Origin of the sequence: Gracilibacillus lacisalsi DSM 19029 (assembly GCF_000377765.1) — a bacterium.
Taxonomy (GTDB): Bacteria; Bacillota; Bacilli; order Bacillales; family Amphibacillaceae; genus Gracilibacillus; species Gracilibacillus lacisalsi.
On the sequence record NZ_KB898664.1, the window covers coordinates 71,289 to 98,052 of the forward strand.

Annotated in this window: 31 protein-coding genes and 2 tRNA genes; 25 read left to right on the forward strand and 8 right to left on the reverse strand. The window is 37.0% G+C overall.

The genetic code is table 11. The features are described from left to right. Positions 1–19: 19 nt before the first annotated feature. Positions 20–424: a M67 family metallopeptidase gene (locus D569_RS0105325; protein ID WP_018931367.1), complete on the reverse strand. Its 405-nt coding sequence runs from the start codon at positions 422–424 to the stop codon at positions 20–22. Then, positions 412–1,467, reverse strand: coding sequence for a hypothetical protein (locus D569_RS0105330; RefSeq protein ID WP_018931368.1), 1,056 nt, complete (start codon positions 1,465–1,467; stop codon positions 412–414). Before D569_RS0105330 ends, D569_RS0105325 begins: the two co-directional genes overlap by 13 nt. 257 nt (positions 1,468–1,724) lie before the next feature. Between D569_RS0105330 and D569_RS0105335 the strand changes: the two genes are divergently transcribed. The 4 genes from D569_RS0105335 to D569_RS0105350 all read left to right on the forward strand — a co-directional run bounded on the left by D569_RS0105335 (position 1,725) and on the right by D569_RS0105350 (position 4,592). Continuing rightward, positions 1,725–2,399 (forward strand): BMQ_0737 family morphogenetic spore coat protein, encoded by a 675-nt coding sequence (locus tag D569_RS0105335; protein WP_018931369.1) that lies wholly within the window; start codon positions 1,725–1,727, stop codon positions 2,397–2,399. An 82-nt stretch (positions 2,400–2,481) separates the two neighbouring features. After that, entirely contained in the window at positions 2,482–3,069 is a 588-nt protein-coding gene (locus tag D569_RS0105340; protein WP_018931370.1) for a hypothetical protein, read from the forward strand. Beyond that, entirely contained in the window at positions 3,056–3,376 is a 321-nt protein-coding gene (locus D569_RS0105345; protein ID WP_018931371.1) for a hypothetical protein, read from the forward strand. Before D569_RS0105340 ends, D569_RS0105345 begins: the two co-directional genes overlap by 14 nt. Further along, positions 3,369–4,592, forward strand: a complete 1,224-nt coding sequence (locus D569_RS0105350; protein WP_018931372.1) for a surface carbohydrate biosynthesis protein — start codon at positions 3,369–3,371, stop codon at positions 4,590–4,592. The genes D569_RS0105345 and D569_RS0105350 overlap by 8 nt, the downstream gene beginning before the upstream one ends. Before the next feature lies 1 nt (position 4,593). On the opposite strand, the gene D569_RS24990 is transcribed toward D569_RS0105350, so the two are convergent. Both D569_RS24990 and D569_RS0105360 read right to left on the reverse strand, forming a co-directional pair. After that, the gene (locus D569_RS24990; RefSeq protein ID WP_018931373.1) at positions 4,594–4,722 is read right to left on the reverse strand and encodes a hypothetical protein; all 129 of its coding nucleotides are present in this window, start codon (positions 4,720–4,722) and stop codon (positions 4,594–4,596) included. Positions 4,723–4,815: 93 nt separating this feature from the next. After that, positions 4,816–5,178 carry a hypothetical protein gene (locus D569_RS0105360; protein WP_018931374.1) on the reverse strand — a complete coding sequence of 121 codons (363 nt, stop codon included), beginning with the start codon at positions 5,176–5,178 and terminating at the stop codon, positions 4,816–4,818. A 141-nt stretch (positions 5,179–5,319) separates the two neighbouring features. Between D569_RS0105360 and D569_RS22555 the strand changes: the two genes are divergently transcribed. The 12 genes from D569_RS22555 to pseI all read left to right on the forward strand — a co-directional run bounded on the left by D569_RS22555 (position 5,320) and on the right by pseI (position 18,077). After that, entirely contained in the window at positions 5,320–6,234 is a 915-nt protein-coding gene (locus tag D569_RS22555; RefSeq protein ID WP_018931375.1) for a BMQ_0737 family morphogenetic spore coat protein, read from the forward strand. A 721-nt stretch (positions 6,235–6,955) separates the two neighbouring features. Then, positions 6,956–7,921 (forward strand): SDR family NAD(P)-dependent oxidoreductase, encoded by a 966-nt coding sequence (locus tag D569_RS0105370; protein WP_018931376.1) that lies wholly within the window; start codon positions 6,956–6,958, stop codon positions 7,919–7,921. A gap of 12 nt (positions 7,922–7,933) precedes the next feature. Continuing rightward, entirely contained in the window at positions 7,934–9,418 is a 1,485-nt protein-coding gene (locus D569_RS0105375) for a hypothetical protein (protein WP_018931377.1), read from the forward strand. Between the two features lie 3 nt (positions 9,419–9,421). Beyond that, complete coding sequence (locus D569_RS0105380; RefSeq protein WP_018931378.1) at positions 9,422–10,822, forward strand: glycosyltransferase family protein; 1,401 nt, start codon at positions 9,422–9,424, stop codon at positions 10,820–10,822. Next, a complete protein-coding gene (locus D569_RS0105385) occupies positions 10,819–11,397 on the forward strand; it encodes a class I SAM-dependent methyltransferase (protein ID WP_018931379.1) in 579 nt (192 codons plus the stop codon). Before D569_RS0105380 ends, D569_RS0105385 begins: the two co-directional genes overlap by 4 nt. Before the next feature lie 49 nt (positions 11,398–11,446). Then, positions 11,447–12,544 (forward strand): polysaccharide pyruvyl transferase family protein, encoded by a 1,098-nt coding sequence (locus D569_RS0105390; protein ID WP_018931380.1) that lies wholly within the window; start codon positions 11,447–11,449, stop codon positions 12,542–12,544. A gap of 23 nt (positions 12,545–12,567) precedes the next feature. Next, entirely contained in the window at positions 12,568–13,512 is a 945-nt protein-coding gene (locus D569_RS0105395) for a dTDP-glucose 4,6-dehydratase (RefSeq protein ID WP_026287224.1), read from the forward strand. 15 nt (positions 13,513–13,527) lie between these two features. After that, positions 13,528–14,730: a UDP-4-amino-4,6-dideoxy-N-acetyl-beta-L-altrosamine transaminase gene (gene pseC, locus D569_RS0105400; protein ID WP_018931382.1), complete on the forward strand. Its 1,203-nt coding sequence runs from the start codon at positions 13,528–13,530 to the stop codon at positions 14,728–14,730. Next, on the forward strand, positions 14,727–15,455 hold the full coding sequence (locus tag D569_RS0105405) for a cytidylyltransferase domain-containing protein (protein ID WP_018931383.1): 729 nt from the start codon (positions 14,727–14,729) through the stop codon (positions 15,453–15,455). Before pseC ends, D569_RS0105405 begins: the two co-directional genes overlap by 4 nt. Positions 15,456–15,461: 6 nt before the next feature. Next, positions 15,462–16,526, forward strand: coding sequence for a UDP-2,4-diacetamido-2,4,6-trideoxy-beta-L-altropyranose hydrolase (gene pseG, locus D569_RS22560; protein ID WP_018931384.1), 1,065 nt, complete (start codon positions 15,462–15,464; stop codon positions 16,524–16,526). Continuing rightward, on the forward strand, positions 16,519–17,031 hold the full coding sequence (gene pseH / locus D569_RS22565; protein ID WP_018931385.1) for a UDP-4-amino-4,6-dideoxy-N-acetyl-beta-L-altrosamine N-acetyltransferase: 513 nt from the start codon (positions 16,519–16,521) through the stop codon (positions 17,029–17,031). The genes pseG and pseH overlap by 8 nt, the downstream gene beginning before the upstream one ends. Continuing rightward, positions 17,028–18,077, forward strand: a complete 1,050-nt coding sequence (pseI, locus tag D569_RS0105420; RefSeq protein ID WP_018931386.1) for a pseudaminic acid synthase — start codon at positions 17,028–17,030, stop codon at positions 18,075–18,077. Before pseH ends, pseI begins: the two co-directional genes overlap by 4 nt. Before the next feature lie 107 nt (positions 18,078–18,184). Here the strand turns inward: pseI and D569_RS0105425 are convergent, their stop codons facing one another. Continuing rightward, positions 18,185–18,955, reverse strand: coding sequence for an alpha/beta fold hydrolase (locus D569_RS0105425; RefSeq protein WP_018931387.1), 771 nt, complete (start codon positions 18,953–18,955; stop codon positions 18,185–18,187). Between the two features lie 39 nt (positions 18,956–18,994). Here D569_RS0105425 and D569_RS22570 point away from each other — a divergent pair, with 39 nt between their 5' ends. The 9 genes from D569_RS22570 to D569_RS0105470 all read left to right on the forward strand — a co-directional run bounded on the left by D569_RS22570 (position 18,995) and on the right by D569_RS0105470 (position 25,151). Then, a complete protein-coding gene (locus D569_RS22570) occupies positions 18,995–19,540 on the forward strand; it encodes a hypothetical protein (protein WP_018931388.1) in 546 nt (181 codons plus the stop codon). Positions 19,541–20,102: 562 nt separating this feature from the next. Next, positions 20,103–20,576, forward strand: coding sequence for a MarR family winged helix-turn-helix transcriptional regulator (locus D569_RS0105435; RefSeq protein ID WP_033404668.1), 474 nt, complete (start codon positions 20,103–20,105; stop codon positions 20,574–20,576). A 13-nt stretch (positions 20,577–20,589) separates the two neighbouring features. Further along, positions 20,590–21,423 (forward strand): glutamate racemase, encoded by an 834-nt coding sequence (gene racE, locus D569_RS0105440; RefSeq protein WP_018931390.1) that lies wholly within the window; start codon positions 20,590–20,592, stop codon positions 21,421–21,423. 234 nt (positions 21,424–21,657) lie between these two features. Next, positions 21,658–22,806, forward strand: a complete 1,149-nt coding sequence (locus tag D569_RS0105445) for a GerMN domain-containing protein (RefSeq protein WP_018931391.1) — start codon at positions 21,658–21,660, stop codon at positions 22,804–22,806. A 165-nt stretch (positions 22,807–22,971) separates the two neighbouring features. Next, positions 22,972–23,709, forward strand: coding sequence for a ribonuclease PH (rph, locus tag D569_RS0105450; RefSeq protein WP_018931392.1), 738 nt, complete (start codon positions 22,972–22,974; stop codon positions 23,707–23,709). Between the two features lie 20 nt (positions 23,710–23,729). Further along, positions 23,730–24,323, forward strand: a complete 594-nt coding sequence (locus D569_RS0105455) for an XTP/dITP diphosphatase (protein ID WP_018931393.1) — start codon at positions 23,730–23,732, stop codon at positions 24,321–24,323. Between the two features lie 13 nt (positions 24,324–24,336). Then, complete coding sequence (locus D569_RS0105460) at positions 24,337–24,858, forward strand: metallophosphoesterase family protein (protein WP_018931394.1); 522 nt, start codon at positions 24,337–24,339, stop codon at positions 24,856–24,858. A gap of 144 nt (positions 24,859–25,002) precedes the next feature. Next, a tRNA-Gly gene (locus D569_RS0105465) sits at positions 25,003–25,076 on the forward strand. Position 25,077: 1 nt separating this feature from the next. Then, positions 25,078–25,151 (forward strand) — tRNA-Arg (locus tag D569_RS0105470). Positions 25,152–25,260: 109 nt separating this feature from the next. On the opposite strand, the gene D569_RS0105475 is transcribed toward D569_RS0105470, so the two are convergent. The 3 genes from D569_RS0105475 to D569_RS24300 all read right to left on the reverse strand — a co-directional run bounded on the left by D569_RS0105475 (position 25,261) and on the right by D569_RS24300 (position 26,670). Further along, positions 25,261–25,677, reverse strand: a complete 417-nt coding sequence (locus tag D569_RS0105475; protein WP_018931395.1) for a hypothetical protein — start codon at positions 25,675–25,677, stop codon at positions 25,261–25,263. A 474-nt stretch (positions 25,678–26,151) separates the two neighbouring features. Next, positions 26,152–26,259, reverse strand: a complete 108-nt coding sequence (locus D569_RS23925; RefSeq protein WP_018931396.1) for a YjcZ family sporulation protein — start codon at positions 26,257–26,259, stop codon at positions 26,152–26,154. 270 nt (positions 26,260–26,529) lie between these two features. Then, positions 26,530–26,670 carry a hypothetical protein gene (locus D569_RS24300; protein WP_018931397.1) on the reverse strand — a complete coding sequence of 47 codons (141 nt, stop codon included), beginning with the start codon at positions 26,668–26,670 and terminating at the stop codon, positions 26,530–26,532. Positions 26,671–26,764 lie beyond the last annotated feature (94 nt).

Here is a 26,764-nt window from a genome sequence, read left to right on the forward strand (position 1 = left end):
CATTCTTTCTAATTAGTCATTAACTTATAACAAGTTTACATGCAGTGTAGGTATTATGTCGAATTTGATACCACTTTATTTGTGGTAGGGTATATTTATAGGATAATATTACCATGTCCACCTCGTCATCTGGGTGATGTTTCAAATCAAAATATGAAGGGACAGGTTTAGTTGAAGGGTGGGTATGGAAAATAGCTAAAACCTGTTCCTTCCTGTTTTGAATCTTCTCAACTGTGGAAGTAACGATTTCTTTGGGAACAAAAAAACGGCTGCTTGATTTGACTTGGTTTTGCAATGGCCAAAATGACCTGACTTGTTTTGGAAAACCAGCTAATAGTCCGCATGCTTCATATGGTAACTGTCTTTCGCCTTCTACAATCAAAGCGTGATAGATGTTATTTGGTAAAGTGATTATTTTTTCCATAATGATTTAGCTAATAACCATGTTTTTTTAATGCCACTTGGAGAAGTGTTTTCCTCTTGTGTAGTTTTTGTTTCTTGTTTGTGTGGAACGCTTTTTTGTTCTGGCTCAACTGTGGCTGGTTCCGGTTTACTTGGTTTAGGCTCAACAATTGGCTCTTGTTTTTTTGGTTCTCGAGAAACGGCTGATTCTTGCTCTTTTGGTTCAGAAGGAACATTGGATACTCTCGTTTTTGGTGCTTCTACTTGCTCCACCTGTTGGATGTTTTTCTCTTCACTTTCAGTTCTCTTTTTATTCACATTTTCTTCTTTAAGCTTTTCTTTATTTTTTATTTCAGTTTTTGGTTCTGTATTTGCTGTTTTCTTTTTGACAATGATATTTTTGTTGAGTTCGTATTTTGCATTGTGGAATACCTTCTTACCATTCTGGACAGTGATCATATTCGTATCAGTAGATGGACGTCGCCGTTTTGGGTTTGTCATCGTACGATTACTTGGGGGTGGGGTTACATGGCTTTTAGGCTTTGCTGCTTTTAACATGTTATGCAATCGACGGTATTCACTCGTAGGTCTTCTCGTTCGCTGCTGTTGTTTTTCAGGTTGAGGCTGATTTTTGACTTGAGTAAATACATGCTTCTGCTCATCTATTTGTTTTTTTACTTCATGTAATTCTGTATCTGTATGTCCGATTATTTGATCTACTTTTTCGAGTAATTCATTAATACGTATTTCTTTCACATCATCCTTTATACTGTGAACGTCCTTCTTTAATTGTTGGATCGAGTGGTTAATTGCATGGATTTGAGCAGCTACTTTCTGTTCCTTCTGTTCATAACCTTGTATTTGCTTTTGATAGGTTTCTTCCATAACCTTCATTTCTCCTTTATATTTAGCTAATTCTTTCTTTGTTTCTTCTAATTCTTGTTGGACTTCCATATATAAAACGGATTCACTCTGATTCCACGTTTCTATTGCTTTTTTATAAACTTCTAGATCACGATTTAATTTTTCAATTTCTTCATAATTATAGAGCCTATATTGATACATGACGATTCACCCTTTTTACTGCACATTAATATAATATTGGTGAAACACCAATTCGTGACAAATGTGCTGTTTTATTCAGATTTTATAACTGATACTGATGAAACTCACACTTGTTTTGCGCTTGCGGACTCTTTTTATCATATGATATTCGCCTAACTTCCCAAATATCATGATATTTCCGCAAATTCACTAAAACATTTTTTGGTGTGTTGTCATAGGCTATATGGACAGTAATCTTATTTGGAGGTGTTTGCTCGATGCAAATGGATAATCTAACAGGAGGGCAGGAGCTTCTGTGTATTAATACAGAGAAGGTATATGACTGGATCTTAAACGAAGCAACTTTCGATTTGAATTTGCCAGACTTAGAATTACCGATCAACCCTGTAACTGGTGATCAGCTAGAATGTGATGATATTGATTTAGACTCAGTAACTTGTGAAGTTGCTCCTGCTGAAACGGATCCAATCGTTGTATTGGAACGTGAAGATCAAGTGTTTATCGTGGATGATGAAGAAGTAACATTACAAATTGTTAACATTCGTAAAAATTTCGAGGTAACTGTTTTCGTTAATTTGGTACCGGCGCTTGGTGGTACTCAAGTAGAAGTTGGTACGGCAGAATTTACTCGTTGTGAGCAAGTCATTCTTTGTGCACCAGAAGGAACAGACATAGATGTATCGTATACAGATCTAGATTGCTTTGTATGTACTGCTGCATGTGATGCAGGTACTACTACAGAAGCAGATGAATTAGATGTTACAGTAACTGTACGTCTATGCCAAAGCATCCAATCTACTTTTGATGTAACATTAGAACTTGTAGCTGAGTTCTGTCAACCACGAGACATTTTACCATTCCCACCATGCCCAGCACCAACTATTCCAGCACAATGCCCTGTAGTTTTCCCTAGTAACGGGAATAACGGATAATTCAACGACATAGGGATAAAGAGAGGGAAAATCCTCTCTTTCTTTTTTTTCATCTAGAAAGACATACGAAAGAGGTGTATTTATGTCTGATCATCAGGAAATACAACAAAAACTAATTAACTGGCAAGAAGAGCAGTCGTCTTATTTAGACCAAATCAAAGGTTTAATTCAAGATTTAGGTGTTACCGAAGATTTAAAGATAATTTGCTATTTTACTTCTTCTTTTCAACTGGCACATCAAGAAGATCGGGAGAATTATGGCATCGGTTCCTTTCATGTTCAGAATGTTGGAAACAAAGCCTTAACTAACCCACATATAGGGCTGAAGATCACCGCCAACATTGACTTTCAATTTTCAGGAAAATACCTCTATCAAAATTCCAAACAAACAAGAATGCTGTCAAATGCATGGGAGCGAATTAATGAACCATCTGACAAAAATGAGATTTGGTTAAGGCCGACCCAACAACAGACAATTGAACCAGGTGAGACATTAACCTTTTCCAATTTCCAAATTAAATGGATTCCAACCGGTAAATACTCTGGTACGATTCAAGGATTCACCTATGGCAATGAATTACCTAATGGTGTGAATGCATTGAATCAGATTAACCTGAACGGCTCGGTAGCAGATCGGCAACAGGAGGGCGATCTACATGAAAAAAAGTAAAAGAGATCAACAATCATTTGATATCAATCAAATGATAAGCCAATATATGAAAGACTATATCGACCGTATCCATAAGGAGGATTATAAAAAGAATAATAGTTTTGTATATTTAGAAAACGAAACATTGCATATGCTGCTCATGTATTTATTTATGAAAAATACTAGTAATAATACCGACAGTAGTCAGGTTAATTTATCAGAACTAGCGGAGGTACTAGATCGTCATATTGAAAACAACCGTCAAGGTTATGAAGAAGTAATTCAGCTATTAAAGTCTAGAGCTGAAGGAAGTAACGAAAATGACTAATCGTTGGTTATATTTGCCGATTGAAGTGAAAGTACGTGAACTAGATGCTAAATTACTTCTTTCTTATTATGCGATTCGTAGAGGCTATCAAGTAATGATTGGCGACATTGTCTTAGTGGCAGAAGCTGCAGCTCATTATCCCTCGGGTATATATTTCGCAAAAGGCGGACCAAAAGGGTTTCGAAAACGCATGGTCACCAAAGCTACTGAACATGGCCAAACAGTTGTTGAACTGGATGAAGAAGGATTATTAATCGAGAAAAATCAATATATACGTGACCGAATGAGAAAAGATACATTAGAGCTTGTAGAACATGAATATTGTTGGGGTGAGTACCAAAAACAAATCATTAGTGATACATATCCTGATATGGCTAATAAATGTCATGTTGTAGGTAATCCACGAATTGATTTACTAAAGCCTAAATTTCGAAATTTGTATCAGGATGAGGTTAAAAGCCTGCGACAACAATATGGCGATTTTATTTTAATTAATACCAGGTTCTCTTTATATAATGCGGCAAAAGGTAAAAAAGATACGGTCTTTGTCCAACATATCAAAGCACTTTATGAATCTTTTTTAGAAATGATTAAAGTGACGGCAAGCCATTTTCCTCATGTCAACATAGTTATTCGTCCACACCCAGCTGAAAATTTTAATTCTTATCGACGACTGTTCAAAAATATATCAAATGTCCATGTAGTCCATGAAGGCGGCATTAATAAATGGATATTAGCAGCAAAACTCGTAATTCATAATGGTTGTACATCAGGTATTGAAGCCTTTCTTCTGGATCAGCCAGTGATTGTCTATCAACCTTTTGAAACAAATGAAATAGAGCTGCCAAATCTATTGGGTTTTAAGGCAACAAGTTTGACAGAATTACGTGCTACTATTGATCAGCTATTACATCATCCAGTTGTTATTCCAGGTGATGATAGGTTGTATCATTATTGTAGCTGGGAAAAAAATAAATATGCTGTTGATCATATTTTAGATTTATGTAATACAATTTCGTTGCCATCACCACCTCGTAGCCGTTCAAACCCTAAAATTGAGCAGAAAAAAAACCTTCGAAAGCAAAAGCGGAAATTTTCATTGTCTGCAGAAGAAATTACATCTTTTTATCAAAAATTAGATGATATAGAGGGGCAATCTCCCCAACGAACAATTAAGCAAATTTCGCAAAATCTTTTCCATATTAAACAAGTATGAATTATTTCATACAGCAGCCGCCTTTGCTTCTTCTTATAGCTTTTCTTTTAATCTTAGAAGTGATAACGATTGGTTCATTTGATGATTTAAAATAATTGCCTACTTTTTTTGTGATTTGTTTAGCTTTCATTGAGCCATCTCCTTTAATTATTGTCCATTTTAGTATATTGGTATGTTTAAAAAAGGTATGGACGAATGGAAGTGTTGTCGAAAAACTAGGTGTTTATCGTTTGTTATGGTGAATAGCTGTTACCTCAGTCGTTGGGTTATTCCACTTTTTATTCGTATTGTTAGAGCTATCTGTTTGAACCGATTGGAGCATTCTTTGCAACTTACTGTATTCTGATGGCTGATATTTGGTTTTTTTAGATGTCACCGGTTTTCTCATTTCTGTTAATCCTTGTTGCAGCTGATCGACATCCTGTTTGACGCCATTCATTTCATTAATAAATAGTTCTAACCTATCGATCAATTTCGCTATTCGCAATTTCTCCACGTCGCCTTTTATGGATTGTACTTCTTGTTGTAATTCTGCGAGCACCTCGTTAAGATTTTCGATATCTAATTGATCACTTTTTTCGTTCATTTTTTGAATCTCCTTTCGTGATTATCGCCTACTACCTAATGTATGATGCTTTTGATAAACCGTGAAATAACATTAACGTTTTACCTATTAGTTTCATAGTCTATAGGGAGATGACGATCATAATGGAGGTGTGTAAGTGAAATGGCAATTAACCACATAACAGGTGGGCAGGAGTTATTGTGTGTCAATACCGAAAAAGTATATGACTGGGTCCTAAATGAGGCAACATTTGATTTAAATATAGATGGATTGGAATTGCCGATTAATACGGTGACTGGTGCCCAATTAGAATGTGACGATATTGATCTAAATACCGTAACATGTGAGGTTATTCCAGCGGAAGAAGATTCAATTGTTGTGTTAGATCGCGAAGATCAGGTATTTATAATAGATGATGAAGAAGTAACTTTACAAGTTGTCAATATCCGAAAAAGCTTTGATGTCATCGTAAATGCACAACTAATACCAGAGCTTGGTGGGGGTACAGTTGAAATTGGTACGGCTACCTTTTCACGTTGTGAGCAAGTGATACTTTGTGCACCAGAAGGAACAGATATTAATGTATCCTATACTGATTTAAGTTGTTTTGTATGTTCGGTAAATTGTGATACAGGTACAACGACGGAAATCGATGAATTAAATGTAACATTAACAGTACGGATATGCCAAAGCATTCAATCAACACATGAGGTTACAATTGAGTTAGAAGCTGATTTTTGTCAGCCACGTGATATGTTACCAGTTCCTCCTTGCCCAACACCAACGATCCCGGCACAATGCCCAGTTGTTTTTCCTGCTTCAGAACCTGAAATAAGTAAAAAGAAGAAACATGTACTAAGTAAGAAAAAATCGTTCGGAGTAATGAATACGGAACAACAGGTAGTAGAAGAAACGCCACAAATCGTACAAGAAACAAACGAAATAACGGCTGTCGAAGAAGAGCCAAATGAACAAATAAATCCGGAATCGGTATTAAATGAAGAACCATTAAATGAAGCAACTCATTCAGAAGACCTAACAAATGAAGAAGCAACAGAGACAAAAGGAGAGGAATAATCCTCTCTTTTTTGTTACTTGTAAGAAAAGTATATAACCATTGGTATCACAACTTTTATAAGCAAGTATGATAGGAAAAGGTGATTCATCACGTATATTTTAAGAAGCAGGAATGGCTATACATATGAAATTGCCATTTTGAAAGCTAGCTAGGGCAAGTCAACCACTACGGCTGACCGTTTCGCTTTCCTAGGGGCATGCTCTTCAGCTAACGCTAATGGAGTCGAAACGGTCGCCTTCGCTATTCTTGTTCTAAAACGAATAATAGAAAAAGCATATTGGATTTTATTAACCTTATTAGTAATTTCCTATGCCGTACCTTGCACTTTCACAGGGATGACAACTCAAGCTGTCTGATCTGACAAATATTGTAGCACATGTATAAAGCGAAGGCCGCCCCCTTCCACTCCTGTGGAAACTGTTTGACCTGAAGATCCACTTTTTCAAGCGGTTTTGGCTCGAAAAAGTTAGCTGGCTGAAGGGCAAACCCCACGGAAAGGGAAGGGGGCAGCCGGAGCGGTGGTCAAGCTGTTCAAATATTTCATCATTACTACTAAAGTAATAAAGGACCGATGGGGTTGCCGGTCTTTCTTATATTCTACCTATTATATAAATGGGTAGCTCTTAATAGGCTGAGGTCGTTACTGTTTTCCGACTATTCAATATACATATACAAGTACCATTTAATAAAGCCTTATTTAAACAGGAAAGAGGGACAGCAGTGTTTTTTAAAGATAGGACGATTTTAGTTATTGGAGGTACTGGCACAATTGGAACAAGTATAATTGCAGAACTGTTAAAAGACCAACCCAAAAAAATTAAAATATTTAGTCGCGATGAATATAAGCAAAATGTTGTAAAAGAACAATTCAACCATCATAACACACTTGAATTTGTAATCGGAGATGTTCGAGATGAAGATCGAGTAGAAGAGGCAATGACAAATGTAGACTATGTGCTGCAACTAGCTGCAATGAAAAGAGTTGATGCCTGTGAGCAAAATCCAATCGAAGCTGTTCAAACCAATATTATCGGAAATCACCATGTAATGAAAGCAGCGATAGCAAATAAAGTGAAAAAAGTCATTTTCACCAGTTCAGATAAGGCGATTTCTCCCACAAATGCATATGGTGCAACGAAACTAATTGGTGAACGTTTAATAGCAGCAGCAGGAGAAAATAACACCGTTTTTGCAAGTGTCCGTTTTGGTAATGTAATGGGATCAAGAGGTTCCGTTATACCACTTTTTCAGGAGCAAATACGGTCACATCAAAAAATAACTGTAACTGATCCTGATATGACAAGGTTTATGATGACTGTATCACAAGCAACTAAGCTGACTATCAAGGCATTAAAAGAAGCAAAAGGAGGAGAAATATTTGTACTGAAAATGCCTGTTATTCGATTAGGCGATTTAGCTGAAATATTAATCAAACAATCGCAGCAGCAAGTGACTACTGAAATTATTGGCTTAAAGCCAGGTGAAAAAATGTATGAAGAACTGATGACCCATGAAGAATCGTTACATGCATGGGAGTTTTCTAATATGTTTGTGATTCCAGTAGATACAGGCGTCAGCTATGTGCATGCAAAAAAAGCAAAACCAGGCACCTACAGTTCTGCAGAGCAGCAGGCAGTAAGTAAAGAGGAGCTTTATCAACTGTTAACTGGAGCAAACCTGATTTAAGAGGAGGAAATCATGGACAAATTCCTAAAGAATTATTGGTCAATGTATCTCGATTTTCTTCATGATTTTGAATCCTTAACTTACCGTGATTATGAGATTGTTCATTTTTGTCATTTGCCAGCCTTTGTCTTGCCTAACGATCATTTAATGAATCAACTGAAAGAGGGCTTCTATACAAAGTATGCAAAACGAGAAGTGATGTCATCAAAAGATATTCAAGATAAATTTAATGCTTTTACGGCAAAGCATCAAACCAATCAACCTAGATCAGGTGGTAAAGTTGCCATCCATGTAGATAAATTACTCCGATTTCCTAACTTGAGTTTACAAAAAAAATTTTCACCTGCTAATACGATTATGATAACGAATGGATCCAATCAGAAAAATAACAAACGTTCAACAAAAAAGAAAAATCGTGCTCGACCTCTCAATCAAACAGTAGTAACGACAAAACAAAGAAATAAAATAACCCAAATTCAACACACCCCGTTATATTATTTTGGTGAAATAGAAGTAGATGTAGAGTCGGAAGTCAAACAAGTACAACGAAAAGCTAGAGAGATAATAGTTAATCATAAAAACCATCCATTATATAGCAAATCTACTTTTCAAAAATGGTTACTGCAAAACATTTCATCAGTCATCATCTATATGGAAAAGATAGAAAAGTTGTTGGAACAGGTGAAAGTCTCATGTATTGTCGTATCGACTACGCATAGTTTCATCAGTCGGATTCTGGCGGTTGTTGGTTCAAGTAAGGGCATCCCTTCGATTTGTATGCAGCATGGTATTATATCAAGCGAGTTAGGTTATATTCCTAAAATCGCTACAGTAGATGCACTATATGGTCAATATGAGAAAGATTGGTATCAACAGCTTGGAATAGATGAAAATGCTCTCGAGATCATTGGCCACCCCCGATTTGATCAAAAATACAGACAACCTAGAATGAATCGTAATTCGTTTTATCAACGGTTAGGTTTAAATCATAATCGAAAAACAATTATGATTGCTGTCAGGGGAAATGAAGATATTGCTAGATGGCGGAAATTCATTCAAACCCTGAATAATAAGCAAAGGTTTAATATTCTCATTAAAAACTATCCAAGTAAGCAACCACATCAACTAACAAAAGAGTTTTCTAATGTATTAGATACGAAAGGTTTTGGAATTTACGACTTGTTTCCACATGTGAATGCAGTAATAACTTATTCTTCAACGGTAGGGTTGGAAGCAATGTTAAGTAATAAGATAACGTTTGTGCTGAACAAAGATTTCCCTGGAGCAACTGGTTATTTTCAAGGACTAGGAGACCTTATGCAATATGAGCCTCAACAGTTAGCTGAGAAAGTGATTGCGTATTTTACAAAAGCTGACTCCCGGCATTACGCAGAGAAAAAGCGAATCGAGTTTCTTCACCATGCCTATCCAAGTAAGCAGAAATCGATCGATCGATTGCATGAATTAGTTAATCGGTTAATAGTAAAGGAAGGATAATGGATGAATGTTTACAGGGAAAATTATTGGTCACTATATTTAGATTTTGTCGAGGATTTTAAAGATATTGTCTATCGAGGTTATCGCCTATCCTATCTCGTTCATTTTCCTAGTCTTATCCGTCATCACCCGGATATTTGGGGAGAAATGACAAAGCAATCTTTCAAACAAGTTTTACACCACAATGTCACAAGTCGAGAGCAAGTGCAAGCTGTTTTCTCAAATTGTTTAGCAACATGGCCTACACCACAGAAGGTGAGAAATGGGCAGGTCGCTTTCTTAGAAGATTCTCTGCTTCGGATACCACCGCAAGCCTATAAGAATTATTTTAATACAGACCAAACTATATTTATCAAAACCTATAAACATCCACATGATCAAGCTCAGTCAAATGTCTATTATTTACAAGATTATGCATCACGTCATATAGATAAACCAAAAGCAAAAATTAAACAGCAAATACAAACGTTATTACAGCAATTCTCGGCTCATCATCTCTATCAGAATCAGGTATTTCAATATATGTTCTATAAAAAAATCAACTTTGTCATCGATCAAATCGATAGGATGGAGAAATGGATAAGAAAAACTGCTATTTCCGTTGTTGTTATGTCAAGTCCGAATCATTTTGGCAGAGTGATGGCTTTTGTGGCGAAAAAGCATGGAATTCCTACGATCTCAATGCAACATGGCATCATTGGCAATGAGTTCGGTTATTTACCAAAAGTAGCAACCATTGATGCTGTTTATGGTCAATTTGAAAAAGACTGGTATATGGAAAGTGGAGTTCCTGAAGACGAAGTAAAAATAGTTGGACATCCTAGATTTGATCAAAGTCTACAAAAACCAGCCATCACAAAAGCGCAATGGATGAAACAATTAAACTTAGATAAGCGAAAAAAAACATTGCTGTTGATTGTTCGAGGTCAACGCGATCTAGATGAGTGGAAAATAGTAGTAGATCAAGTAGAAAAAACATTAAACCTTAATATCATACTGCGAGATTATCCAAATGATGAACGGCATCCACTATTACTGAATTATTCTACAATAAAATCTACTAAAAACCTTACACTGTACGATATTATGCCACATGTTGATGCCGTTGTTTCTTATGCATCAACGGTTGCATTAGAAGCAATGCTTGTTGGGAAGCCAGTCTTTATTTTGCATACGAAACTACCAAGTTATACGGGATATTATAACGGGATACATTCGCAGGTCCATCGAGATCCAATGAAATTAACAGACATGATTCACTTGTATTTCAAAGAGGCTAAATGGCGAAAATTTGTTCACAAGAATCAAACTCGATTTCTGGCTTATGCTTATCCTGATCAGAGTTCTTCTAGTCAACGTCTGCGAGACTTAGTGGATGAATTAAGGAGAGGAGATATAAAGTGAAAAAATCATTAAGCGAAATTCATGAGTACTGGAAGCAGAATAGTCATCCAGAAAAGTACAATTTAAAAACAGAACGAAGTAGCTTTTTATTAAGTTATGTTGAGAAATATATACAACCAAACGAACGTATTTTGGAAATTGGATGTAATGTAGGGAGAAACCTGCATCATTTATATCAAAATGATTATAAAGAATTAACTGGGATTGAAATTAGTCAGGAAGCAGTGGAACAGCTTCATAAAGTTTATCCAGAATTAGCAGAAAATACCGATATCATTCATGCCCCTGTAGAATCGGTTCTAAAGCATATGGAGAAGGATCGTTATGACCTTGTTTTTACGATGGCGGTTCTGGAACATATTCACCCAGACAGTGAATGGATATTTAATCATATTGCGAGGATAACCAAATCTTACTTGATCACACTTGAAGCGGAGACAGATGAACATTGGCGTATTTTCCCACGTAATTATCGTGACATATTTGAAGGTTTAGGTTTTAAACAAGTGGAGCAATCAACTGGTGAGAGCATCAAACTACCCAAGTATACCCTGCGTATTTTCAAAAAGAAATAGCTTCATACAGCATAACTGATTGGTGAATATAATGATGGGAGGTGTGTAAATGAATTATTTAATTTTATCCAGCTATTTTAGAAACGGTACAAGAAATTCTGGAGATGCCTTAATCACTACTAGTTTAGAAAAGATACTCTATAATTTAAAAGGGAATCACGTAAACATTGATATTGTATATCTTAAAGAAAAACCTCGAATAGCAAAGTTAAAAACAAATTATGCAGCAATACTCTCTCCATCATTACGCATTACGGTAGAAGGTGAAAAAGTTGCCCCGACATATCGTAATGAATACATGGACTTTGCCTTGAAGCATGACATTCCAGTTTATGTAATAGGTGCAGGTTGGAAACAGTATCCGGGAACGAAACAACAATCGTTACAATTACCATTAGCTCAACACGAACAAAAGCTATTTCAGTTAATCAATAAGAATAAAGGGTTGATTTCTACGAGAGATGTGTACACAGAAAATGTATTAGAAAAACATCAAGTCTCGTCGGTTGGGACTACAGGAGATTTGGGATTATTCGATACCGACCTGTTAAATACGCCTCCAAAGCTGCCAAAGAATATCTCCACCATAGCGATCTCTTTGCCACATAATTTTTATCATTTTGACAAATGTCGAGAAATGGCAAGGTATTTGATCCGACAATATGATTGTCCTGTGAAAATATGTTGTCACGGGTACGCAGATGATACTTTTCAACAGATATCCCAGAAATGGCCTGAGCCATCGATTGAGATCGTTGACTTATCAGGAGGTGCCAATAAATTAGATTTTTATAAGGATATTGATTTACACGTAGGATTTCGATTACACGCACATATTTGGTTTTTGCGTAATCGAAAACCTAGTTTACTTTTAGCGGAGGATGGACGCTCAACAGGCCATCTTGAAACGATCAGTGGCCTGGGGTATTCAGTCTCTCCGATATCAGCAAGGGTTTTCTCGGAATTTTTCCCGATTGAAACGGATCAGTTGAAGTCAACTTTTCAACGAGAAGAACCAACTAATGCGATGTATCAATTGTTAGAAGATGAAATCACTTCAGGTTTTAAAGCAACAAAAAATTCCTTAGTCAAAATTGATGCTTTATGGCAGAAAAAAATGAAGCCAATGTTGGATTTGATTCCTTAAATGTTGATGGAAGGGTGATGAATTTGAACATTCTCGTTACAGGCGGAGCAGGTTTTATCGGTCGTTGGGTTGTAGCCAAACTATTAGAGGATCAACATCATGTGTGGGTGTTAGATGATTTATCTAATGGCCGAAAGGAAAATGTAATAGAGTTTGAACAACATCCATTATTTCATGGATTAATAGCAGGTGATATCAAAGATAAGCAACTATTGGAGGAATTGTTTAAGGAACAATTTGATATATGCTATCACTTAGGTGCAAGTATCAATGTGCAGGACAGTATCGACAATCCAGAAACGACTTTTCATAATGATGTGATAGGCACATTTCATGTTTTGGAAGCATGCCGAAAACATTCCGTGAAAATGGTGTTTATGAGCACATGTATGGTATATGATAAAGCGAGTGATGATAACGGTATTAGTGAAACCAATCGAGTAAAGCCAGCTTCACCATACGCAGGCTCCAAATTAGCTGCCGAGAATATGGTACTTTCTTATTATTACGCCTACAGTCTGCCAGTAACAGTGATTCGTCCGTTTAACACGTATGGCCCCTACCAAAAAACCGGTGGCGAAGGTGGGGTTGTTGCGATTTTTATCAAAAATAAATTAACTGGTAAGTCTTTATCCATTTACGGAGATGGAACACAAACACGTGATTTACTCTACGTCGAAGATTGTGCCCGGTTTGTAGTAGAATCCGGTTATGCTGATGAAACGAATGGTGAAATTATCAATGCAGGATTAGGCAAAGATATCAGTATCAATGAGCTCGCATTATTAATCGCTAAAGATAAAAGCCGCATACAACATGTAACACATATCCATCCGCAAAGCGAGATTCCCAAATTACTATGTAACTATGAGAAGGCGAAGAAATTATTAGGTTGGCAGCCAATGTTCAGTTTGGAAGAGGGGATTCAAAAAACAGAAGCATGGATTCAATCGACAAATCTTATTTAAAAGGAAGGATGATTTATGTCTGAGCATACGTTAGCAATTCATGGTGGGAAACCAGTAAGAGAAAGGTATTTACCTTATGGAACACAGTGGATAGATAGCACTGATATACAGGCAGTTCTTAACGTGTTGAAGAGCGACTATCTTACAACTGGTCCAACGATTGAGCTATTTGAACAAAAGATTGCAGACTATGTGGGTGCTAAATATGCCGTTGCTTTTTCGAGTGGCACGGCAGCACTTCATGGAGCATGTTTTGCAGCAGGGATTCAAGAGAATGATCAAGTAATCACAACACCTCTTACCTTTGCTGCTACAGCTAATTCCATTCTCTATCAGGGTGGCAATGTCATATTTGCTGATGTTGATCCCAACACCTACAACATTTCCCCAAAAGAAATTGAGGCACACATTAAAGAGAAAACAAAAGCGATTATAACGGTGGACTTTACTGGTCAGCCAGTAGACTATGATCGAATACGTGCGATTGCAGCAAAGCACTCTATTCCTTTTATTTCAGACGCTGCTCATGCTCTTGGTGCAACCTACCATAAACAACAGGTAGGATCGTTAGCAGATATGACGATGTTTAGCTTTCATCCAGTGAAGCATATTACAGCAGGTGAAGGTGGCATGATTACGACGGATAATCCTAATTATTATCAGAAACTACGAGAATTCAGAAACCATGGCATCACACGGGATGAGGAGCGATTGGCTGTTTCAGGTCAACCTTGGTACTATGAAATGCAGTCACTCGGATATAATTACCGGATGACTGATTTGCAAGCAGCCCTTGGGTTAAATCAGGCAAATAAAATCGAAAGCTTTTTAGCGATAAGAAGAGCTATTGCAGAGAAATATAATGAAGCTTTTCGTGAGTTTGATCAGATTACTTTACCTTATCAGCTTTCTGATACCAATTCGAGCTGGCATCTATATGTCATAAACCTACAATTGGATAAATTAAAAGCGACTCGAACAGAAATTTTTCAAGCATTACAAAAGGAAAATATCGGCGTGAATGTTCATTATATACCGGTATACTTTCACCCCTATTATCAACAGTTAGGGTACCATAAAGGTCTGTGCCCGCATGCAGAAACGTTGTATCAAGCCATGATAACTTTACCACTGTTTCCCAAAATGACAGAAGCGGATGCAGATGATGTGATTGCTGCTGTAAAGAAAGTCCTCTCTCATTATGAGGTGTCATCATGAAAATTGTAGCGATCATTCAAGCTAGAATGGGTTCTACTCGACTACCTGGAAAGGTGTTACGAACAGTGCTTGGAAAGCCGTTGATCAAGTATCAGGTAGACCGGATTCGACATGCTTCTTATTTGGACGAAATCGTGATTGCGACAACAGACAACAGAAAAGATGATGTTATTGTAGAATTTTGCAAATCAGAGAAACTGCATTATATCCGAGGATCGGAAAAAGATGTGTTAAGCCGTTATCATCAAGCAGCAGAAGAAACAGAAGCTGATGTAATTGTTCGTTTAACGGCTGATTGTCCAGTCATAGATGCACAAACAATCGACCATGTTATCAAAGCTTTTGTAACAAGTAAGCATGCCGATTATGCTGCTAATGTTCTTGAGAGGACATATCCAAGAGGCTATGATATCGAAGTGTTTACAAGGCAAACATTAGCGAAACTAAACAAAATAGCATGCCGTAATAGTGATCGTGAACATGTTACTACCTATATCAGAGATCATCCAGATCAATTTGATATCGTTAATGTTCTTCATCATATTGATTATAGTAACTATCGTTTAACGGTCGACACCGTAGAAGACTTTCAATTAATCGAAAAAATCATCCAATCTCTTGAACCAAAGAAGCCATATTATATGTTAGAAGATGTAATTAAATTATTAGAACATTATCCAGATTGGCTAACAATCAATGCGAACATTAAACAAAAGGACTGGTGATAACTTATGCGAGTTGGTATTCGTTCTGATGCATCTAACCAAATTGGTACTGGTCATGTAAGGCGTTGTTTAGTGTTAGCAGAGCAGTTACGAACACAGGGCGTAGAGGTTATTTTCTTTTGTTACCATTTCCCAGGAAATTTAATTAGCTACATTGAAGGAAAAGGGTTCCCAGTTCATGTTTTATCTCATTCGACGATGATCGGCAATTTGCGCTCCAATTGGCGAAAGGATGCAGAAGAAACGATTGAGTTCATTCGACAATATCCTTGTTTTGATTACATTGTAGTAGATCATTATGATTTAGATTATCGGTGGGAGGCTGCAGTAAAACCATTTGCAGACCAATTGATGGTAATTGATGATCTAGCAAACCGCAGACATTACTGTGACAGTTTGCTAGATCAAAATCTGCTTCCAAACAAGGAGAAACGCTATCAACCATTAGTTCGGCCAGATACGGTTTTGCTTTTGGGTCCCCGATACCTTTTATTAAGAGAAGAATTTGTGATGACGAAGCTATATGAGAGGAAGCGCAGCACCATAGCTCGTATTATTGTTTCTTTTGGTGGCAGTGACCCAACTAATGAAACGTATAAAGCTTTAAGAGCTATTACTCAGCTTCAAGATCAACATTGGCAGGTGGATGTAGTTACAGGCACGTCCAACCAGCAAATCAAAGAGCTACGACATTTGGTAGAGCTGCACAAAAATATTCAGTTATATGAACAAACCAATCGTATGTCAGAGTTAATGGCGGAAGCGGATCTTGCAATTGGTGCAGGAGGAACAACAACGTGGGAAAGGTGTTTTATGCAATTACCTGCCATCACCCTTGAAGTAGCGGATAACCAATCTGAAATATTAAATTATTTGCATACTAAAGGGTTTATATATCACTTAGGGAAAAATAGTGAGGTAAAAACTGTAGACATTAAAGAAGCATTATGTCGATTAAGCGATACAACTTCCCTATTACAGCGGATGGCAGATCGGTTAGCTCACTTCAGAGAAAATGTTGATCATCGTTCTGTTTCACGTTTTATGCTGAAGGAGGGTACTAATGACTGATAGTTTTTTGAGAAAGCTCGGAGAAAATGATCTGGAACAAGTGCTAGCTTGGCGAAATAGTGATCATATTAAACAGTATATGTATACTGATAAAGAGATTACTTGGCAGGAACATGTACAGTGGTATGAGAAAGTGTCGACTGATCCTCATCATGATGTTTTCATTTATGTCCAACATGACAAACCACTTGGACTTGTACAATTTTTTGATAAACAAAAGCAACATCAGCGGTGTTACTGGGGGTTCTACATTGGAGAACTTGATGCACCTAAAGGTTCTGGAACAAAAATGGCTTCTTTAGCATTTGCTCACATTTTTAGTCAAGGGATACGAAAAGTCTGTGCGGAAGTAATCGAAACGAATCAACCTAGCTTTCACTTTCATCAAAAGCAAGGTTTTAAAGTAGAAGGTACCTTACGTCAACATGTTATGAAAGATGGTCAATATTATGATGTGTGGACATTAGGTTTGCTTAAGGAAGAGTGGAAAGGAGGAATCTCATGAAGGAAGTAACGATCCACAATCGAAAAATTGGTACAGATTATGAGCCTTTTGTCATTGCAGAAATGTCAGGGAACCATAACCAATCGCTAGAGCGAGCTCTTGAAATAGTAGAAGCAGCTGCGAAGGCTGGCGCAGATGCACTCAAGATTCAAACTTATACTGCAGACACGATGACATTAGAAGTCGAAAAAGGAGACTTTGTTATTTCAGATCCAAATAGTCCATGGGCAAACAAATCGTTATACAATTTATATCAGGAAGCTTATACACCTTGGGAATGGCACCAATCGATTTTTGACCGTTGCCAAGAGTTAGGGATGATCGCGTTCAGCTCACCATTTGATGAAACAGCTGTTGACTTTTTGGAAAACTTACATGTACCTTGTTATAAAATCGCTTCTTTTGAATGTACGGATATTCCATTGATTCGTAAAGTCGCCAGAACCAAAAAACCGATGATTATTTCAACTGGTATGTGTACCGTGGCAGAAATTGAAGAAACAGTCCAAGCAGCCAAAGAAGAAGGCTGTAATGAGATCATTTTACTAAAATGCACGAGTACGTATCCAGCAACCCCAGAAAATAGTCATATTAAAACAATTCCACATATGAAAGAATTATTTCAATGTCCAATCGGTTTATCAGATCACACGTTAGGTAGCGGTGTTGCTGTTGCAAGTGTAGCATTAGGTGCATCGGTAATCGAAAAACATTTTACCCTTTCTCGACAGGATGGAGGAGTGGACGCCCCCTTTTCATTGGAACCAGAGGAATTCCACTTACTAGTCCAAGAAACGAAAAGAGCCTGGCAGGCAATGGGGAAAGTCCAATACGGACCGACGAAAGCAGAGGACCAATCTAAAAAATATCGTCGGTCTATTTATGTTACGGAAAATGTAAAAAAAGGGGAATCATTAACCCGTGATAATATCCGCGTTATTCGTCCTGGATTTGGTTTAGCGCCAAAATACTATGAAATGTGTCTAGGTAAAACTGTTAATCAGCCAATTGAAAAAGGGACCCCATTATCATGGGATTTTATCTAGCTGTTTTAACAAGGCTGTCTCACTCAGCTGAGGCAGCCTTGTTAAATGATTGCATTTTTCACTTCTAATCACAGACAATATTTGGTATGATTTTGTGTGAACGAATGTTATTTTATTTGTTTTCGCTTCACCCATTCATAAATGATGGCATTACACTCATGAAAATACTTGGTTGGTACTTGATGTTTAGAACGATGAACATAGGCCACTTCTACATCTTCTAACCTTTTGCGAAAGATGTTTTGATAGGGATGTACATAATGATCGTTAGCACCATAGATAATTAATAGTGGTACATCAATTTTAGATAGTTGCTGCTCATTGTCATAATCCAAGCCTAATTGATATTGTTGTCGTAACATATCAGCGTTCGTTTTCTTTATTTCCATTTCTATTTCTTTTGCTGCTTTTTTATCTGAAAAATGATTGAAAGCAAGTGCTTTAGCTAGTAAAGGAATCCAATTATTTCTGGCAACTGTTATGCCTATTTTATATTCGGTACGAAGCATTAAGCTTTTCGGTGCGTGGTAAGCCCCAATCATAATAAGTGCTAATGTATGCTCTGGATAAGATATAGCGAATTGTTGTGCGATTAAGCCGCCGTTAGAATAACCACAAACAATGGCTTTAGAGATTTCATTTTCGTCTAACAAACTTTTTACGTCATCTACATACTGAGAAAAAGTTAGTTTTGTATTGGAATGGCCGCTACGGCAATCCCCTCTGTTGTCAAATGTAATAACGGAAAAGCTATGTTGAAGCAATGTTTGGTAACGGAATGTTAAGTGTCCCATTCCTGGCGGAGCGATAAATATGATTGCTGTTCCACTGCCGACTTTTTGATAATAAATTGCAGGATGATTCGTTGTATAAGGCATAATACCATCTCCGAATAAAAAGTATAGGAGGTAATGACGATGAGTATGTTTCTAATAGTTGGAGTTTTAGCAATTATTCTTTTTTTATTCTTGCGAAAACCAATTGTCAAAAAATTAGAGTCTTTCGGAACGTTACAGCTAGACAGTGAAAAACATAAATGGTTAAACAGTCATTGGAAGGCAGGAGGGATATTATTTGGAGTAAATGCGCTTCTTTTTTCTTGTACGATATTGATATTGATTGGCTTAAGCTATTTACTAATTCCATATCTACATATATTTATTATGATTGGTGCTGTAATTATCAGTCTTATTGTTTGGATTAAATTTGCACGTTCCTGGAGTGGATCGAAGCTGAATCAATGGAAGTTTGCTCTCATTGGCAGTAGTTTTTACGCCGTGATGATCATTTTCTTCAGTTATTGGTATGTGACATTAGAGCCTTCATATCCAGGAGAGGATTTATTTATGGCAGGTATCGGGTTAATGATGGCTATTTTTGTTTCATTTGTGGCTTTCTTAACGTGTTTAATCGTGGTTGGTACAGGTAATAATCGCTCCTATCAACGGTTAACAACTGGCTAATGGGGGTAATAAAGATATCAATAAACGGTTTGGAGGAGATGCAATTGATCGTAGCAATTTGCCAAATAATCGCCGATGTTTGTGCAGCCTTAGCAAGTTCTTTTGCAAACAATAGAAACCAGTGAAAATGACCGATTATCGGGACATAGGTCAGGTAAAAACATGCTTGTATCACTCAAGATATGCCATAATGTTAGTAGCGCGGACATTTAGTGCGTTATAGGGCGATATAATACCCATTTTTCGTTGTTGGCGGACATTTAATCCTTTATTTAGTTGTTTTTTGTTAAAATGAGTGTTATTTTCGATGAATAGCGGAATAGATGTCCTCGACGGATCTAAAAACGGTACTTTTGTTACAAATAGCGGAACGAATGTCCGCCTTAAGCCATGTTTGATGAATCGTACAATGCTCCATTCAACCTGGGTAACCTTACTTCACAGTATTTAATCTATTCAAAAGCGTTTAGTCTTGACTAAACGCTTTTTTGTCAACCTTAGAAGATTCTGTATAACATTTTATCGAGAAAAAATGTTATAGTAAACTTATGTATTTTTATGTATGAAGGGGCGTTTTGATTTGGGTAAAGAAGCAGAGCAAATTGCAGATATTGAAAGAGAATTAAGATTTTTATCAGGGATCATCAAACAAAAAGGTCGTGAAATATTAAATAATTATCCGATTACAACCCCACAGTTCATTGCCTTACAATTTTTATTAGAGCAAGGAGATTTAACATTAGGTGAATTATCCAAAAAAATTAACCTCGCTTTTAGTACCACAACAGATTTAGTTGATCGCATGGAAAAGAATGATATCGTGGAACGAGTAAAAGATACCAAGGATCGGCGAGTGGTTCGTATCCACCTATTAGAAAAAGGAAGAAAAATTATCCAGGAAGTAATTGAAAAACGACAGAAATATTTAGGTGAGGTTTTATCGAATGTTAAAGAAGAGGATATGGAACAGTTATCAAGACTATTACATCTCCTCCACCAAGAAATGAGATATCAAACAGAAAATGTAAAATTGTAAAGAGGCGATGATAGTGAAGCAACCAATTGGAGTTATTGACTCAGGGGTTGGCGGACTTACAGTAGCAAGTGAATTAATTCGTCAATTACCGAAAGAATCGATTATTTACTTGGGTGATACGAAAAGGTGTCCATATGGACCGCGCCCGAAAGAAGAAGTGATCCAGTACACTTGGGAAATGGTTCACTTTTTATTAGAAAGAGATATTAAAATGTTAGTTATTGCTTGTAACACAGCAACGGCGTTTACGTTGGAACAGTTAAGAGAAGAACTGTCGATTCCGGTTGTAGGAGTGATTCAACCAGGTGCACGTGCTGCGATTACCCATTCACGTACGGATGAAATAGGTGTGATAGGGACAGAGGGAACGATTAGCAGTAAAGCATATGTCGATACATTAAGGCAAATAAATACAGAGATTGAAGTCCACGATTTAGCTTGCCCACGATTTGTTCCCTTAGTGGAAAAAGGAATCGTACAGGGAGAAGAAGCGGATCAAGTAGTACGAGAAACGTTACAACCATTGAAGCAATTTTCTAATATGGATACACTTATATTGGGGTGTACGCATTACCCAATGATTAAAGCGTTGATTCAAAAGGAGATAGGATCAACCGTTACTGTGATATCGTCAGGAGAAGAAACCGCACGGGAAGTCAGTACCATTTTAGAATATCAAAATAAGCTTTACCAAGGTGAGCAGCCACCACAACATTTTTTCTACACTACTGGTGATGTCGGTGTTTTTCATGAAATCGCATCACGGTGGTTAAATCAGAAAATTGATGCAGTCGATAAGATTGAATTAAATACAGTCAAAAGTCTGGGAAAAGGTGCTATCTACTAGTGACATTAAATAGTAACGTATAAAAAATGTTCGCAATATGTGGAAATAAACAGATAGAAAAGCCAATAACTTGGCATTCTATCTGTTTTTTTGCCAATTTGAACCTTAATACAATCAAGGTACCTTCAAAACAGATTTTCTTATAATAATTGATTTTTAGATTATTTTGGTTGGTCTATTTTAAAAATAAGCTCGTATACATAGTAGTACAAACCATCGTAGGAGGTATCGGTTATGAAAATCGATTTAGCTAAAAAGTATGCAGGGGTTGTATTATTATGTTTGCTTTTGTTAGTGGGTTGTGGCGTTTTTGAAGGAGAACAGACATTAGATCAAATAGATGCACCACCCGAAAATGCAGAATTAACAGATGACTTGGAGAACATTCCGGAGGGTGAAGATGATTCAGAGGCAAATCCGGAAGAAGGCGAAGGTGAAGCTGAAGGAGAAGATCCAGTGGAAGAAGGAGAGACAGAAGGAGAAGACTCAGCGGCGACTACTGAATCAGTTGAAAGAGTTTTATATTTGTTAGATCAAAACGGTTTAGTTGTGCCTCAAGAAGTACAAATGCCAGCTCCAGCATCTAAAGAAGTGGCGAAACAAGTATTAGAATATCTCGTACAGGATGGGCCTGTGACATCGCTATTACCTAGTGGATTTCAGGCAGTTTTACCTGCAGGTACTGAGATTATCGATTTGAACTTAGAAGCTGATGGAACATTAGTGGTAAATGTTTCGGAAGAATTTACAACATATGAAGCAGAGAATGAACAGAAAATTCTAGAAGCTATGACACATACATTAACACAGTTTGAAAATGTAGATAGTGTGAAGTTATGGATCGAAGGAGAAGCGCAAGATTCCATGCCGGTTAATGGCACACCATTAACGGAAGGGTATTCACGAGCTAACGGAATTAACATTCAACAAACGGATGGTGTTGATTTAATGGAAAGTAAGGCGACTACGCTTTACTTTCCAATGCAAGGTGATGAAATGGTCTACTTTGTTCCCATTACACAACATGTTCCGATGAATGAAGAGAACCAATATCAATCTATTGTACAAGCTTTAATGGATGGCCCTTCATTTGATTTACCATTACAGCATTTTGTTAATACTGGCTCACAACTTGCGTCAGAACCTGTTTTTGAAGATGGAGTCCTTTCATTGAATTTTAATGAAAATATATTAGCCAACAGTGCAAAAAGCGTAATCGCCGATGAAGTGATGCAGTCGATCGTCCTTACATTAACTGAACAAGAAGATATCGAGGCTGTTGAGGTCACTGTTGAAGATCATGAAGAAGTGATAAGTGAAAGTGGACAACCATATACAGAACCAGTATCAAGAGATATGGTTACGCCAACTGAAAGTATTTAATCCATTCATTGAATCTACTTGTTTTATTATTCATTATAAAAAACTCGGCACCCGTTTCATTTGATTGGAGCGGGTGTTATCTTTTTAGCTAAATTTCTTATGTATGAAAAACCCATGTACTGAGAAAATATGTTAAGATAGAACAGTATGTAAGGAGGAAATAGAATGCGTGAAACAGGGAGAGAAATAGATCAACTAAGATCAATTGATATTCAAACTAATTTTACTAAACATGCCGAAGGATCTGTTTTAATTACAGTCGGCGATACGAAAGTGATATGTAATGCCAGTGTAGAGGATCGAGTTCCGCCTTTTATGAGAGGGTCAGGTAAAGGCTGGATTACTGCTGAGTATGCGATGTTACCTCGAGCAACAGAAACGAGAAACATCCGTGAGTCATCAAAAGGTAAAGTATCCGGACGAACCATGGAAATTCAGCGTTTAATCGGACGATCACTACGTGCGGTGGTAGACTTAGATGCTATCGGAGAACGTACGGTATGGGTCGATTGTGACGTGATTCAGGCAGATGGTGGTACACGAACTGCATCGATAACTGGAGCGTTTGTCGCGGTTGTACATGCACTAGGTAAATTACTAGAAGAAGAAAAAATAAAGTCATTACCAATAACAGATTATCTTGCAGCTATCTCGGTTGGGGTACTACCAGATGGAACGGAAATTTTAGATCTAGAATATTCTGAGGATGCCCAAGCACATGTCGATATGAATGTGGTGATGACTGGTAAAGGCGAATTTGTAGAACTCCAAGGTACGGGGGAAGAAGCAACATTTACAAGTACACAATTAACGAAAATGTTAGCTCTTGCTGAAAAAGGTTTAAAAGAGATTTTTAAAATCCAAGCAGAGGCAATCAAACCTTATCAAGATAACATAGAATAATCCTAGGGGAGCTTTTTCATATGAAAGAATTAATAATCGCAACAAAAAACGAAGGAAAAATGAAAGATTTTAAACGCTTATTTGACCCGTTAGAAATAAAAATATCTTCTTTATTAGATTTGGCAGAGCCAATTGATGATATTGAAGAAACGGGTACAACCTTTGAAGAAAATGCGGCAATAAAAGCAGAAGCGATTTGTGAAAAATTCAATATCCCGGTCATTGCTGATGACTCAGGAATAGAGATTGATGCACTTCAAGGTGCACCAGGTGTATATTCAGCCAGATATGCTGGTGAGGAGAAAGATGATAAAGCCAATCTGGAAAAAGTACTAACTGAAATGGAAAATGTACCACAAGCTGAACGTACAGGCCGTTTTGTATGTGTATTAGCTATCGCTCAACCAGGAAAACAAACGGTCTTTAAACGTGGAGAATGTGAAGGAACGATTGGTTACCAAGCAATTGGTAAGAACGGTTTTGGATATGATCCGATCTTTTACCCAACTGGCAGCTCTAAAACAATGGCAGAAATGACTCCAGAAGAAAAAAATCAAATAAGTCATCGCAAAAAAGCGTTAGATAAAATGGAAAACTGGGTAAAGCAGTTGTAAGAGGGGTGGAGACATGCCAAAAATTTTAATACTTAGTGATAGTCACGGTTGGACTAGTGAAGTTTCTGAGATAAAAGCTCGGCACCAAGACGAAGTCGATGCGATGATCCACTGTGGCGACTCAGAGTTAGAAGCAGATAGTGAAGAACTTGCAGATTTCCAAGTAGTTCAAGGAAACATGGATATGGATTTCCGTTTGCCAGAAGAAATTGATTTTCAAGTAGGAAAATTACATTTTTTTGTTACACACGGTCACTTATTTCAAATTAAATCAACATTAATGCCAGCATCCTATCGAGCAGAAGAGTTAGGTGCCAATGTCATTTGTTTTGGTCACTCACATGTTGCTGGCGCTGAAAAAGTAAAGGATCAATTATTCATTAATCCAGGAAGTATTCGCCAACCGCGAAGCGCACATCCTGGATCATATGTAATCCTGACAGCAGATGAACAATTAGAAAATATTGATATCCGTTTCTACACAAAGGATCAGCAGGAAATTTCCAGTCTTGCCTATCAAACTTCGTTAACATAAGTAACAAGCCAGCAGATATTGATTCTGCTGGCTTGTTACGAGTATGTTATAATAAATTTATAATTTTATGTTGACAATCCTAGCGTAAGTTTATATAATGGTACTTGTCCGTTAACGAGATACATAATAAAAATACATAGAAATGCGGGTGTAGTTTAGTGGTAAAACCTCAGCCTTCCAAGCTGATGTCGAGGGTTCGATTCCCTTCACCCGCTCCATGTCCCAGTAGCTCAGCAGGATAGAGCAACAGCCTTCTAAGCTGTGGGTCGGGAGTTCGAATCTCTCCTGGGACGTTTGCCAAAGCCTCACAATGATAATCATTGTGAGGCTTTTTTGTTCTCTGTGTAAGTAACGAAAACGCCAGTCAAGACTATCTTAATTTAGATCCATGAAAATCAAAGACTAATGAATAGCTGAAGATATATTTTTACCGAACGCTTTTGTAAAAATAATTTCCAAACTCTTTAGTAATAAATAAAAAATAATACTAGCACCAGGATAGACAATAAAAGTACCTAAATCATACAATATTGGATAACCCTCTATTATGTTTATAATCTTCATGATTAAACCAACGATACCACCGGCGATAGCATAATTAACCCAACGCACTCCTCTATTGATTTTATCAATTATTATAGATGCAGGTATTCCGATAAGTAAGAAAAAAGGGAATGAATACCAATAAACTATGAAAAACGTAATTAAGAATGAGGAGCCTGTTATATAAGTAAGAGTTGAACCAGTAATTTTATCGAATGCTAAAAAAGAAAAGTAAAGGATACATGGTGCAATTACAGATGTTATGATCCTTTTCATTTTATTCCTCCTAACATGTACAACATAACATAGAAAATAAACATTTACGAAATATGTTAGCGACAGTTAATGATCCGGTGTTTGACTGTTTGTTAGTTAGTGCTCTCAATAATTCCTATACTAGAATTAAAAGATTTAACGGTACTTAAAAACTTTGGATTCATGCAAATTTTAAATGAAATGGGAGGATATTCGCTATTTATGTCGAATTTATAGAATAGCAAAAGAAAGATCGTTTAAAACTTAAATGTGAATAAACAGTAGCTTTCGAATTTATGTGGAAGGAGTTCGGATCTATGTCGGATCGCCATCTCCTCCTTGCTACTACAATCTTTTTGAGGATGACCGTTCAAGATTGTATACTGCTGATTAGTAGGGTAAAAAAATATGTAACTTATGTAATGAGATACAGACGGGCGCCCATCTGTATCTGCAAAGGAGGTTATAAATTATGCGATACACTAAATCATTAAATTAATAGCCGTAACCACCACCGAAGGAAGCACCAATAATAATTAAGAGGATGAACAATACTACAATTAATGCAAAACCTCCACCGTAACCAGCTCCATATCCACTCATCGTAAGAAACACCCCCTTTAAACTCAGATAATGCATACTATGTTTTATTTTCAAAAGTTGTAACGGACAGCTGTCATCCAAATTCGAAATAAATTGAATAAGAAATGATCTTAACAATTTTTTCCTAGACGGTATCAAATTAGAGGTGAAATCTAACTAGTACTGATCGGTAATAGCTTTTGAGTCAATATTATGTAAAAGATTTATTGGATTATTTTTCTCATTTATTTAGAGGACCTAACTAAATCGTGAGGTCCTCTAAATAAGTTATTATCTACCTTGATTACCCATATTTGTTACATTGGAAAGTAATCTTTGAGCTTGTCCTTGCCCTCGACCATTCATCATACTATATGCAGCAATACCGACTCCGATGGAACCAAGTACAGATAGCCATTGGATATTTCTCACCCTAAACACCTCCGAAAGATATGTTGGCTTTAGATAGCCTCTCATATTTTTTGGAGATTGGATGAAAACATGTATGGGAATCATTTCTCATTAA